Annotated in this window: 11 protein-coding genes; 7 read left to right on the top strand and 4 right to left on the bottom strand. The window is 63.2% G+C overall.

The genetic code is table 11. The features are described 5' to 3' along the window. The first annotated feature begins 36 nt into the window (after positions 1-36). The 3 genes from F6X40_RS08455 to F6X40_RS08445 all read left to right on the top strand — a co-directional run bounded on the left by F6X40_RS08455 (position 37) and on the right by F6X40_RS08445 (position 3,515). Entirely contained in the window at positions 37-1,419 is a 1,383-nt protein-coding gene (locus F6X40_RS08455; RefSeq protein ID WP_187627423.1) for a flagellin, read from the top strand. A gap of 148 nt (positions 1,420-1,567) precedes the next feature. Further along, positions 1,568-3,196 carry a flagellar filament capping protein FliD gene (gene fliD, locus F6X40_RS08450; protein ID WP_187627422.1) on the top strand — a complete coding sequence of 543 codons (1,629 nt, stop codon included), beginning with the start codon at positions 1,568-1,570 and terminating at the stop codon, positions 3,194-3,196. A 19-nt stretch (positions 3,197-3,215) separates the two neighbouring features. Continuing rightward, positions 3,216-3,515, top strand: a complete 300-nt coding sequence (locus F6X40_RS08445) for a flagellar protein FliT (protein ID WP_184069809.1) — start codon at positions 3,216-3,218, stop codon at positions 3,513-3,515. Between the two features lie 15 nt (positions 3,516-3,530). Here F6X40_RS08445 and F6X40_RS08440 read toward each other — a convergent pair whose 3' ends face one another. Further along, a complete protein-coding gene (locus F6X40_RS08440) occupies positions 3,531-3,728 on the bottom strand; it encodes a hypothetical protein (RefSeq protein ID WP_184069807.1) in 198 nt (65 codons plus the stop codon). Here F6X40_RS08440 and F6X40_RS08435 point away from each other — a divergent pair. After that, complete coding sequence (locus tag F6X40_RS08435) at positions 3,727-7,170, top strand: tetratricopeptide repeat protein (RefSeq protein ID WP_187627421.1); 3,444 nt, start codon at positions 3,727-3,729, stop codon at positions 7,168-7,170. The two genes, F6X40_RS08440 and F6X40_RS08435, sit on opposite strands and share 2 nt — an antisense overlap. An 843-nt stretch (positions 7,171-8,013) precedes the next feature. Here F6X40_RS08435 and F6X40_RS08430 read toward each other — a convergent pair. After that, on the bottom strand, positions 8,014-8,220 hold the full coding sequence (locus F6X40_RS08430) for a hypothetical protein (RefSeq protein ID WP_184069803.1): 207 nt from the start codon (positions 8,218-8,220) through the stop codon (positions 8,014-8,016). Between the two features lie 207 nt (positions 8,221-8,427). Between F6X40_RS08430 and F6X40_RS08425 the strand changes: the two genes are divergently transcribed. Together F6X40_RS08425 and rpsU are read left to right on the top strand one after the other, a co-directional pair. After that, complete coding sequence (locus tag F6X40_RS08425) at positions 8,428-9,369, top strand: aldo/keto reductase (protein ID WP_187627420.1); 942 nt, start codon at positions 8,428-8,430, stop codon at positions 9,367-9,369. 418 nt (positions 9,370-9,787) lie between these two features. Further along, the gene (gene rpsU / locus F6X40_RS08420) at positions 9,788-10,000 is read left to right on the top strand and encodes a 30S ribosomal protein S21 (protein ID WP_006050883.1); all 213 of its coding nucleotides are present in this window, start codon (positions 9,788-9,790) and stop codon (positions 9,998-10,000) included. 100 nt (positions 10,001-10,100) lie between these two features. Here rpsU and F6X40_RS08415 read toward each other — a convergent pair whose 3' ends face one another. Continuing rightward, entirely contained in the window at positions 10,101-10,526 is a 426-nt protein-coding gene (locus F6X40_RS08415) for a hypothetical protein (protein WP_187627419.1), read from the bottom strand. 162 nt (positions 10,527-10,688) lie between these two features. Next, entirely contained in the window at positions 10,689-11,285 is a 597-nt protein-coding gene (locus tag F6X40_RS08410) for a DNA-3-methyladenine glycosylase I (RefSeq protein WP_187613887.1), read from the bottom strand. Positions 11,286-11,425: 140 nt separating this feature from the next. Here F6X40_RS08410 and F6X40_RS08405 point away from each other — a divergent pair, with 140 nt between their 5' ends. Then, complete coding sequence (locus F6X40_RS08405; RefSeq protein WP_187627418.1) at positions 11,426-12,316, top strand: BadF/BadG/BcrA/BcrD ATPase family protein; 891 nt, start codon at positions 11,426-11,428, stop codon at positions 12,314-12,316. Positions 12,317-12,318 lie beyond the last annotated feature (2 nt).

Here is a 12,318-nt window from a genome sequence, read left to right as displayed (position 1 = left end):
CGTTACTGGGCCGATAGCCCCATCAGGAGAATCTCAATGCTCGGAATCAACACCAACACCAACTCGCTCGTCGCGCAACAAAACCTGACCGGCTCGGGTAGCGCACTGTCGCAGGCGATCACGCGTCTGTCGTCGGGCAAGCGCATCAACAGCGCAGCAGACGACGCAGCAGGTCTTGCGATCTCGAACATCATGCAGACCCAGATCAACGGTCTGAACCAGGGTGTGTCGAACTCGAACGATGGTACGTCGATGGTGCAAACGGCATCGTCGGGTCTGTCGTCGCTGACTTCGTCGCTCCAGCGTATCCGCCAGCTTGCTACGCAAGCAGCTAACGGTTCGATGACCGACAACGACCGTGCTGCACTTCAACAGGAAGTGAACCAGCAAGTCTCGGAAATCAACCGTATCGCGTCGCAAACGACGTACAACGGCATGAACGTCCTCGACGGCTCGTTGGGCAACGTGTCGTTCCAGGTCGGCGCAAACGTCGGTCAGTCGATCTCGCTGAATCTCTCGCAGTCGATGTCCGCTGCTTCGATTGGCGGCGGCGTTCCGGCAGCGGGCAACACGCTCGGCTCGTTCTCGGTCTCGCTGGATAGCACGGGCGCTGTTGCGGCGGCTCCGGGCATCACGTCGATCACGGCTTCGTGGGATACCACCAAGAACGCGGTTTCGTACACGGACCAAAACGGCAACGCTATCACCGACGCATCCACGATTTCCTACTACACGGCAACTACGGCGGGCACGATCCCGGCTGCAGCGGGCGATGCTTCGGATACGCTCGCGGTTGCTGCCAACGCCAACGCTACTATCACGCAGATCAACGTGATTGCCGACGGTAAGGGCGGCTTCACGCTGACGGACCAGAACGGTCAGGCCTTGAATGTCGCTGCTGCTACCACCATCTTCCAGAGCGCAGCTACTGCTCCTGCTACGGACGCCAACGGCAATACCACGCTGACTGGCGAAACCGGTGCGCAGATGGTGACCGACATCGAAGCGATCACGGACGCTGGCGTCACGGCTGACGCGAATGTCGTGGCTGCGGACAAGGTTACAGCCGCAGTGGGCACGACCATCGACAAGCTGAGCCAGTCGAACACGGTTTCGCAGATCGACATCTCGACCAAGGACGGCGCTTCGGCAGCAATGCTGACCATCGACAACGCGCTGAACGCTGTCAACAACCTGCAAGCAACGCTCGGCGCGGCACAAAACCGCTTCAGCGCAATCGGCACGACGCAGCAAGCTCAGTCGACCGACCTGTCGACCGCACAATCGTCGATCCAGGACGCCGACTTCGCACAAGAAACGGCTAACCTGAGCAAGGCACAGGTTCTGCAACAAGCCGGTATCTCGGTGCTGGCACAAGCGAACTCGCAGCCGCAGCAGATCCTGAAGCTCCTCCAGTAAGGCGCTTCCCGCTGCAGGCAGCCGGCGCGCGGCTCGATGCGCGCCGGACGCAAACCCGTCGGGAGGCTTGCCTCCCGATTGTCTTTTCCCGCGTTACCCCGCTTGTTAAATCGCTTTAACCGGCATTGCCGACGCACGGAGCCTCCTCATGTCCACCGTAACCGGATCTACCTCCACCGTAACCGGATCCACCACCAGCGCGATCGCGAGTGCAGTCGCCACCACGACAGCCGACGCCAACGCCACGGTGCAGGCAGCCGCCCAGTCGATCATTAGCGGCTCGACCAATTCGTCGATGGACACAAGTTCGCTCGTCACCGCGCTCGTCAACTCGAAGACCGCCGGCCAGTCCGCGACCATCGCTGCCGAGCAGACTGCGGACAACACGCTGATCTCGGCCTACGGCACGCTCTCCGCGGCACTGTCCGCGTTGCAGGCCGCCGCCGAGCCGCTCAGCGACGGTGCGACGCTCAACTCGTTCTCGTCCACCTTGAGCGGCAGCGGCGTTACGGCCACGGCCAGCACGGGCGCGGTGGCAGGTTCGTACTCGCTCAATGTGGCGCAGGTCGCCACGTCGCAAGTGCTCACCTCGGCGGGCTACAGCTCGACCAAAAACCTGGCTTCCGGCGCGGCCACGATGGCCCTGACGGTCAACGGCAAGACCAGCACGATTTCCCTGAATAGCTCGAACAGCACGATTGCCGGCATTGCATCGGCGATCAATTCGGCCAACGACAATCCCGGCGTGGTCGCGACCGTGGTGACCGGCGCGGACGGCGCGCATCTCGTGCTGCAATCGACCTCGACCGGCGCGTCGAGCGGCATCAGCATCGCGATCAACGATTCGAGCTCGACCGACGGCCTGAACAAGCTCGCGGTGACGACCACCAACGGCAAGGCGATCTCCAGCGCGAGCGACCTCACCGCTCAAGTTCTGGATAGCAGTGGCAACCCGGTTCTCGATAGCAACGGCAACCCGCAGACCTACAACCCCAGCCAGTCGACCATTGCCGGCACAGGCTGGACCCAGACGCAGGCCGCCCAGGATGCGTACTTCACGCTCGGCGGCGTGGGCGTAACCAGCTCCTCGAACTCCGTGACGACGGCCGTGTCCGGCGTGACGCTGAACCTCACGGCAGCGGCGGTCGGCACCACGCAGACGCTCACGATCGCGCAGAACACCAGCGCGGAGTCCTCGGCGATCAACAATTTCGTCAGCCTCTACAACACGCTCGTCACGACGATGGGGGCGCTGACGGCGTACAACGCGAACTCGACGTCGCAGGGCGTGCTAATCGGCGATTCCACGTTGAGCACGATCCAGAACCAGCTCGCCAAGATCGTGAGCGGCGGCGTGGGCAGCGGCACCTCGCAGACGACGCTTGCCGCGATCGGCATTACGCTCCAGGCGGACGGCACGCTGTCGGTGGACAATACGACGCTCAGCAATGCGTTGCAGAACAACCAGTCGGTTGTAGCCTCGCTGTTCAATTCGACCAACGGCATCGCCGCGCAACTGGACGACAGCATCACAAACTACACCTCGTCCGGCGGCATCATTCAAAACCGTACGGACGCGATCAACGCCGACCTGACTAGCCTCTCGAACCAGCAGACGACGCTTACAGCGTGGCAGGCTCAGCTCACCAGTATGTATACCGCGCAGTTCACAGCACTCAACTCACTGATGGCAACGATGAACAACAACTCGCAATACCTCACGCAACTGTTCGGTGGCGCCAACAGCGCAGGCGCGCTCGCCACGAACAAGAGCTGAGCGCGACGAGGAGCGAGCCATGCAGAACGTCGCCCCGATCGAGCGCATCTGGCAGATAACGAAAGACCTCGAACTGGCGGTCGCTGTTGGCGAGTGGGAGCGGGCCGCGCAGCTCGCGGACGAGCGCTCGCCCCTCCTGACGGCGCTCGGCGCGCCCCAGCCGCAGGAGGTCATCGTGCGGCTCAAGGAGATCCACGAGATCGACAGCCGCATCGTCGAGGCCGCGCAGGCCGCGCAGCAGGTGCTGGGCGCCGAGTATCAGGCGAGCATGCAAGCGAGCCGCAACGCCGGGCGGTATTTGAGCATGGCGCGGTACTGAAGCAGGAGCAACGGTTCATTGCGTCCTTCGCGTCGCAATGGCGTACTCTGGGCCGCCTTGTGCGGGCTTTTTCTTTTCCGTTTGTTTGCCCTGAGAGTTCATCGAAGGCAAATTGGCGGCCGTTTTGGCGCTAGCTCGGACGATCGGCGCAATCGGCCGCCGCCCATAATTCGAACGTTCCGAGTTCTTGACGCGTACGCGCGCCTTCGTCATGACCGCCTTCCTCTCTCCGGGCTGCACCGCCACACCTGCTGCCAAATTGCAGCAGAATCACGACATCGCGCTCACCATGCAGAGCGCGATCGAACATCATCGCCAGCAGGAATATGACGAGGCGGCGGCGCGCTATGCCTCCGTCCTGGAGGCCGCGAGCGATCACCCCGACGCGCACTACCACCTCGGCGTGCTGCTCATGCAAACGGGGCGGCCTTCCGAAGCAGTGCCGCATTTCGAGGCGGCGCTTGGGCAGATGCCGAAAAATGGGCAGATCTGGGTCTACTACATCAACGCCCTCGTCGCCAGCCAGCAGACCGAGGCGGCGCGCGTCGTGCTCGACCTCGCGCGGCATCAAGGCCTGCCCGAGGCGGCCATCCAGATGCTGCACGCGCGCATCAATGGGGAAGAAGCGCCGCTCCCGGCCACGCCGGAGCCCGAGGCTGCGACCGCTCCCGCTCCCAAGGCTGATGCGAGCGGGAGCGACTCGCGCCTCGCTGCGGCATCCGATACGGACGAGCGCGTGAAGCTCGATACGCGCCGCGCAAGCCTCAAGGAGATGCGCCAGCTCCAGCATCTCTTCAACAGCGGGAAATTCGAAGCGGCGCTGAATGTGTCCCGCCGCCTGACGCATCAATATCCGTCGCATGGCGAATGCTGGTACGAACTTGGGCGTGTCCTGCAACGCACGGGCCGCTACAACGAGTCCGTCGAGGCAGCCGAGCACGCCGCCCGCCTGCTGCCCAACTTCATTGCCGCCCGGACGATGCTGACTGACGGGCTGATTACCACCCGCCAGTATCAGCAAGCCGAAGCGCATTGCCGGCAGGCGCTGGAAAAATATCCCGAAAGCGCCGCGCTACATCGCAACCTGGGTACCGCCTTAGAGGAGATGGGCCGGTACGCCGAGGGGATCGTCCATCTCCGCCGTGCCGTGGAACTGGCGCCGAACGACGCCCTCGAGTGCGACGCGTTTGCCCTCTCGCTGCTCAAGCATGGTCTGTACGACGAAGCCGAAACCGCTTTCCGCCGTGCGCTAAAACTGGCACCGATGCAGGCGATAACCCACAGCAACCTGCTGTTCAACCTGATGCACAAGCCGGACCTCGATGCGCTCAGCGCATTCGCGGAGTTCCGCGAGTTTGCAGCGCGCCACGAAGCGCCGCTGCGTGGGCGTCGGCCCCGGCACACCAATGACCGAGATCCGTCGCGGCGCCTGCGAGTCGGTTTTGTTTCCGGCGATCTGCTCGGTCACCCGGTTGCGTATTTCTTCCTGTCGGTGCTAGAGCATCTGGCGCTCGATTCGAGTCTGTCACTGCACATCTATTCGAACTACGCGGTGACCGACGGCTTCACCGAGCAGATTCGTGCGCATGCGCAGACGTGGAGCGAAATCTTCGGCATGAGCGACGACGCAGTCGTGCAGAAGATCCGCGACGACGGCATCGATATCCTCATCGACCTGTCCGGCCATACCGGCCGCAACCGGCTCGTGGCCTTCGCGCACAAGCCGGCGCCGGTCCAGGCGAGCTGGATCGGCAATCCGGCCACGACGGGCCTGGATGCCGTCGACTATTACCTGTCGGACCGTTTTGTCACGCCGCTCGAACAATTCGAGCGCCAGTTCTCGGAAAAGCTCGTGTTCCTGCCGGCGCTCGCGCCGTTCAAGCCGCACCCGCAAGCGCCGGACGTCAATGAGTTACCTGCCCTGAAAAACGGCTTCATCACGTTCGGCAGCTTCAGCCGCATCGTCAAGATCGGGCCTGAAGTCGTGGCGCTCTGGGCACGCGTGCTGCGCGAGGTACCGGATTCGCGCATGGTCATCGGCGCGATTACGGCACGGGAGCAGATGGACAAGCTGACCGGGCTGTTCGCGAGCGAAGGGATCGACTTGAGCCGTATCAGTTTTCTGCAGCGCGGGAATGTCTCGACTTACCTGCAGCAGCACAATCTGATCGACGTCTGTCTCGACACGTTGCCCTTCGGCAATTCGACCACGACCATGCAAGCGTTGTGGATGGGCGTGCCCACCATGACCCTGCCCGGCGTTTCGATGGCGAGCCGCGGCAGCACGGGGTGGCTCTCGCACCTCGGGCTCGACTCAGCCTTCGTTGCGCAGGACAAGGACGACTTCGTGCGCAAGTGCGCCGCGCTGGCCGCCGACCCCGAAGCGCTCGCGGTAGTGCGCGGCGAGCTGCGCGAGTACTGCAGACAGTCGGTCCTGATCGACGCCGGCGCGATCTCCAACGCCGCCTCGCGCGCGTTTCGCACCATGTGGCAGCGGTGGTGCGACGGACTGGAGCCTGAGCATTTCGAGGTTCTGGCGCATGTCAGCAATGCGCACACCGCCGGGGACAGCCCAGCAGGCCTGTCGCCCGAGCAGCGCGCCGCGCTGGCCGGTGAATTCGTCGATACGCTCACGCTCCTGCTCGACAAGCAGCAGTTTGCCGAGGCCGAAGCTGTAGCCCGCCAGTTCACCACGCTCTTGCCAGAAATCGGCAAGGCATGGCACATGCTGGCGACGTCGCTACGGCAGCAAGGGAAACCCTTTGAGGCGCTGGAGCCTTTGCGCAAGGCCAATACCCTGCTGCCGAACGACAGGAACATCCGCCAGGAACTAAGCCGAGTCTCACAATACGTGAGCGATCTTGAGCGCGTCGCGCCGGTCAACCAGGCTGAGCCAGCGAGCGAGCTGGCAGCGCTCAGGGCGGATAGCCGGCAATACCGGCATCCAGCCGGCGCCCTGATCGCCAACGTGCCGGTTCTGATCCCGACCTTTAACAACGTCACATATCTGCGCCGGATGGTGTCGCAGCTCCAAGGCAGAGGATTGCGCAATCTCATCGTCGTGGACAACGCATCGAGCGCCCCCGGTATGCTCGACTACCTCGCCAGCATCCAGGATACGGTGAGCGTCGCACGGCTCGACCACAATGTCGGGCCGCGCGCGTTCACGCTTTCAGACGTCATCTATCACCGGCTGCCGGACATTTTCTGCATTACCGATCCCGATCTCGAACTGAATCCCGAGTTGCCCGATACTTTCCTGTTCGACCTGATAGACGCCACGGAAGCTTTGAAAATCGGCAAGGCCGGCTTTGCTCTCGACATCTCGCAACCCGCGCTGATGGACGAGAAAGCACTCTCCATCATGCAGTCGGACGGCGTGAAGAACTATGGGCTGATCGACTGGGAAGCACGCTTCTGGCAACAGCAGATCGCGGCGAGCGCCAACGGTGACCCGATCTTTCGCGCGCCGATCGATACGACCTTTGCGGTCTACAACAAGCGGTACTTCCGCCGCGAAACTCATCTGGCTGCGGTGCGTTTCGGTGGACGGTACACGTGCAGGCATCTGCCCTGGTACAAGGACAACGGACTGGATGCTGCGGAGGATCAGTACTACCGCAAACACCAGGCATGGTCGACGTTCCTGAAATGACCATTGCGCCTGGTCGGTCAACTAAAGCTTTGTTGCGGGCGCGTGGGGTAGAGCGATAGTTCAGGCGACAGACTATCGGCGGTGCTAATGCCTGGTATCCCGTAGCCCTGGGCGTGCACTCAATGAGGGCCGACTAGCCAACCTCTCCCGCACCCGCTCGACCACCTCTTCCGCCAGAGCGGCGCGAGCAACGCGACCGCCGGCAACGACCGGTTTGCGTCGTTGTGATGTTGCGGCTTGCCCCGCCAAACGAGACCGACGCGCAATTCCGGTGGCAGCGCATCGAGCAGCGCGAGCATGTGTCGAGGAGCTGGGGTGCGTGGCAGCGGCGCTACGACCAGGGGCTGAGCGGGCGCTTTGGGAGCGCGCTTGAAAAATATGCGCTGTGCGGCTGCGCTTGCGGGGAGGCTGGTGTGCCTGGCGGCGTGTGCCAGCCTCTCGCCCACACCAGGGATTGATGTATTGGAAGAGCGACAGGTTCTGCGCGGACGAGAAGGTTTTCTGCGACGCCTCCGCCTACCGAAGCCAGGATCGTGACCACGTTCGAGTACGAGTTGGAGAGCCGCGCCTCGCCCGTCGTGAGCGCGTTATCGAGCGCCGCCGTACCCGCAGGCGTGTTGCCTGTTGGCGCTCGCATTGCCGGGCGTCACGCTGAACGCGTCGTCGTCCTTCGGGCGTACTCGAGATCGGGACGCTCAAGACGGAGCCGGCCACAATTACCGAGACGTCTGTGTACGTGCCGGTCGTTTGCGTCGTCGTATTGGCCGAGTTGTCCTGACCCTATAGATCATCGCGCCGGTGGTAGTGTCCGTCGCGAACTGGATTGAGTGGTTGTCGTTGACGTCAGACGCCGCCGGTTGGTCGCGTGCCCGTGCCCTGATTGGACGAGCCGGCCGCGGCGACGTAGGCGGAGCCGTCTGCCTGCACGCTCTGGAACACCGTCTGACCGTTGTCGATGATCGTGATCTGCCGCGGGACCGACACCTGCACGTAGCGCGTGCCCGCGTCGCGGTTGTTCGTGACGCTGCCGCCGGCGGCATTCGTGAACACCAGCGGTGTTCTGAATAAACTTGAGACGCGCGCAAACTATTGCGCCATCTTTTGCGCCACGCATCGACCGCGTTCAAGCGCGAGGCGTGCGGCGTAGCCTTCGTGCCCGGGGCTGCAACGTAGTGCAAGGCGGCGTATGCTCAACGGTCCCGGGTTTGCCCGGCCATTTTCCCGCATTGCGTTCGCCCACTCATACCTGGAGCCATCATGGAACTACGCAGGATCGGCACTTCCTCGTTGCAGGTCGCCCCGCTCATGTTCGGCGGCAACGTATTCGGCTGGACGGCCGATAAAGCCACCTCTTTCTCGATCCTCGACGCGTTCGTTGAAGCCGGACTCAATTTCATCGACACCGCCGATGTCTACTCGGCCTGGGTGCCCGGCAACCAGGGCGGCGAGTCGGAGACGATCCTCGGCAAGTGGTTCCATCAGAGCGGCAAGCGCGAGCGGATCGTGCTTGCGACCAAGGTGTCGAAGCATCCGCAGCGCAAGGGGCTATCGGCCGCAAATATCCAGGCGGCGGTCGAAGACTCGCTGCGCCGCCTGCAAACCGATTACATCGACGTCTATTTCTCCCACGACGACGACACCGCGACGCCGCTCACCGAAACGCTCGGTGCGTATCAGAAGTTGATCGAGGCGGGCAAGGTGCGCGTGATCGGCGCGTCTAACTATAGTGGCGCGCGCGTCGAGGAAGCGCTCGCGGTGTCGCGCGAGCACGGGCTGCCCGGGTATCAGTTGCTGCAGCCCGAATACAATCTGTACGACCGCGCGCAATACGAGAGCGACAGCGAGCCGGTGGCGCTCGCGAATCATCTCGGCGTGGTCGTCTATTACAGCCTCGCGAGCGGGTTCCTGTCAGGCAAATACCGCAGCGAGGCCGATCTGGCCGGCAAGGCGCGCGGGAGCCGGGTCGAAAAATACCTGAACGGGCGCGGCTTGCGGATTCTCGGCGCGCTCGACCGCGTCGCGCAACGGCACGGCAGCACGCCGGCCGCGATCGCGCTTGCATGGCTGATGGCGCGCCCGAGCGTTACGGCCCCTATTGCGAGCGCAACCTCGGTCCAGCAGTTGAAGAGCCTGGTCGCGGCCGTCCAGCTGTCCCTCGCCGCCGACGATATTCGTGAGCTGGACGAAGCGAGCGCCTGATAAGGCGAACACCTCGGCCGCCAACGCGGGGGCGATCCGCGCCAGGGAAAAGCCTGGCGCAATCGGTAAACCCCTGGTAGGATGGGGAGTTTCCTGATATGATCGGGAGTGAATTGAGATCTTTGCCTGTTTCGTCAGTGTTCTTCGTTGATGAAAGGTTGGCGAAACGGCAACAGACGCGGCTTTTGCATTACGTCTGTCCGCGTTCCGCGGTGAACTCCCCACCTCTCTTTTCCGGCCTCCGTGGCCGCTTTGCCTCTCGCTTCATTCGTGGTTTGGCCGGGGTTGTTTATCAGCCTCGCGTTTGCCTGTTACTGGCCATGAATCGAAGCGACCGGAGGGCCGGCGCGTGAGTGGTGACCTGAGCGGTTACCGCCATGCAATTAAACCCGTATCTAGTGATTGAGTTAGGAATTACATGACGACGATTCTTCTGAAGGAAAACGAGCCGTTCGAAGTGGCAATTCGCCGCTTTCGTCGCGCAATCGAAAAGAATGGCCTGATCGCTGAACTGCGTGAACGCCAGTCGTACGAAAAGCCGACCACGGCTCGCAAGCGCAAGAAGGCAGCAGCTGTTAAGCGCCTGCACAAGCGTCTGCGCAGCCAGATGCTGCCGAAAAAGCTGCACTAAACACGCTTTTTAGATACGCCGAACGGCGGTGTGAGCTTCGAATGAAGCCACATCGCCGTTTTGCTTTTACGGCGTCCGATTTTGCCCCTGCGTACAGCCGTTACGCCGCGCTCCTCAGCCGCTCGGCCGACAGCCCGAACTCGCGCGCGATCGAGCCCAGCCGGTCGTGCCACTCCCATGTGCCGAACACGTCGTGCACGTTTTGCAGGCAACTGAGCAAAGCGATGGTCACCGGATCGCATACGTTGATGCGGGCGCGAAGCAGCGCTTTTTTCAGCGCGGCCAAGCCGACATCCATGTAAGCGGGCACTTCGGCCAGTGGCTTGCCGATGAAGCGCACCGGAACGCCTTCCATTGCGGTCATGTAATCGCGCGGCTTGATCAGGTTGCCGACCGGGCAGCCGCCGCAATAGCCACGGTAGGCGCCGCCGCCCCTTGGTAGCAATGCAGCGCGTTTCTGTTCGAACAGATGCGTGACGGACTGATCGTAAATGTCCTGGTGGGTCAGGAAGCTAAGTGTTTTCATGGTTGGTCTCCCGCGTCCGAGGCGGTAGTTATTTGTTGTTGAGCGCGCATCGCGTGAGCGCATGGCGACGAGTATCCGCCGTGCGTCGTCCGACGAAGGGCCGACTACGGGCATGAAAGGGCGCCAATTCACGCGTTTGCGCCTCCCGCGGACGCCGTGGCCTCACCTCGCCTTCCGACCACGCCCCTTCTTGCCCAGCGACACGCATCGCTCACGACACATGCAGGTCGTCTCATGATCGTTGACCATGCCGACCGCCTGCATGAATGCGTAGCAGATCGTCGAACCGACAAATTTGCAACCGTAGCGCTTGAGCGCCTTGCTTAGCGCGTCCGATACTTCCGTCGACGCAGGTGCATGCTTATACGAAGCCCATTCGTTCTGAATCGGCGTGTCGTCGACGAATGACCACACGAAGTTCGCGAGCGAGCCATGTTCGGCCTGAATCTGCTGCACAGCGCGCGCGTTCAGGATGGCCGCCTCGATTTTGCCGCGATGTCGAACGATGCTTTCATCGGCGACGAGCGCATCCACGCGCTTCGGCGTGAAGGCCGCGACCTTGTCGATGTCGAAGTCGGCGAATGCACGGCGGTAGCCGATGCGCTTGTTGAGGATCGTCGACCATGACAAACCGGCCTGCGCGCCTTCGAGCACGAGCATCTCGAACAGGTGCTGGTCGTCGCGCGAGGGCACACCCCATTCGGTGTCGTGGTACTGTGCGAGCGCTTCGCTCGATACCCAGTTGCATCGTTGTGTCACTGTCGTGCCCCCGCGTGGTCATGTCGTTCGCCAGCATAGCGGAAGCGGTGTACGCCGCAAGCTGGCCAATCGGCTAATTGCGCGATTCAAACTGACCTGCCACGCTAAGCGTTATTCACCCACGGAACTGATTCGATTCGATGAACCACGACTTCTTTCTGATCGGCGTCGACGGCGGCGGCACCGGCACGCGCGTCGTGCTCGGCGACGCGCAGGGCCGCGAACTGGCGCAAGCGGCAAGCGGCCCATCGGGCCTTGGGCTCGGCATCCCGCGCGCATGGCAGTCCATTCAGGCCGCCTGCGGCGAAGCGTTCCAGCAAGCCGGAGTCGCGCTGGACTGGTCGCGCTGCGTGCTCGGTTGCGGACTGGCGGGCGTCAACAATCGCGACTGGCTCGCCGAGTTTCACCGGCAGGCGCCGCGGCTCGCCGGACTGGCCGTCGAAACCGACGCCTACACGACCCTGCTCGGCGCTCACGACGGCGCGCCCGGCGTGATCGTCGCACTCGGCACCGGCAGCGTCGCGGCTTCGCTCGCGAGCGACGGCGAATTCCGCATGGCCAGCGGCTACGGCTTTCCATCGGGCGACGAAGCGAGCGGCGCGTGGCTCGGCCTCCGGCTGATCGTGCACGCGCAACAGGCGCTGGACGGCCGCGCTGCCGTCGACGATCTCACGCAAGCGCTGCTCGCGCATACCGGCGCGCGGGATCGCGACAGTCTCGTCGTGTGGCTGTGCACGGCCAACCAGACTGCCTACGCGCGGCTCGCGCCGATCGCGATCGAACACCGCGCACATCCGTTCGCGGCGCGGCTGCTCGGCGAGGCCGGCGTCGAAGTCGGCAAGATGATCGCTGCGCTGGACGCGACGGGCGCGCTGCCGGTCGCGTTATGCGGAGGCCTCGGTACGCCGTTGCGCGAGTACGTGCCGCAGGCGTATCAGGCGCGCCTGCGCGAGCCGCAGGCGGATTCGGTGCATGGCGGCTTGCAACTGGCGCGGCGCGAGGCGCAGCGGCTGGCTCGAGGAGACCTGTAAAA

The sequence above is a fragment of the Paraburkholderia sp. UCT31 genome (assembly GCF_014397655.1).
Lineage (GTDB): Bacteria > Pseudomonadota > Gammaproteobacteria > Burkholderiales > Burkholderiaceae > Paraburkholderia > Paraburkholderia tuberum.
Note: the sequence above shows the minus strand (reverse complement) of the source record. Positions and strands in the feature narration are given on the sequence as shown.

Bases quoted from the DNA above. Each gene is read 5' to 3' on its own strand.
- rpsU (WP_006050883.1), top strand. From the start codon at position 9,788: ATGACGACGATTCTTCTGAAGGAAAACGAGCCGTTCGAAGTGGCAATT.
- fliD (WP_187627422.1), top strand. From the start codon at position 1,568: ATGTCCACCGTAACCGGATCTACCTCCACCGTAACCGGATCCACCACC.
- F6X40_RS08425 (WP_187627420.1), top strand. From the start codon at position 8,428: ATGGAACTACGCAGGATCGGCACTTCCTCGTTGCAGGTCGCCCCGCTC.
- F6X40_RS08445 (WP_184069809.1), top strand. From the start codon at position 3,216: ATGCAGAACGTCGCCCCGATCGAGCGCATCTGGCAGATAACGAAAGAC.
- F6X40_RS08415 (WP_187627419.1), bottom strand. From the start codon at position 10,526: ATGAAAACACTTAGCTTCCTGACCCACCAGGACATTTACGATCAGTCC.
- F6X40_RS08440 (WP_184069807.1), bottom strand. From the start codon at position 3,728: ATGACGAAGGCGCGCGTACGCGTCAAGAACTCGGAACGTTCGAATTAT.
- F6X40_RS08435 (WP_187627421.1), top strand. From the start codon at position 3,727: ATGACCGCCTTCCTCTCTCCGGGCTGCACCGCCACACCTGCTGCCAAA.
- F6X40_RS08405 (WP_187627418.1), top strand. From the start codon at position 11,426: ATGAACCACGACTTCTTTCTGATCGGCGTCGACGGCGGCGGCACCGGC.
- F6X40_RS08455 (WP_187627423.1), top strand. From the start codon at position 37: ATGCTCGGAATCAACACCAACACCAACTCGCTCGTCGCGCAACAAAAC.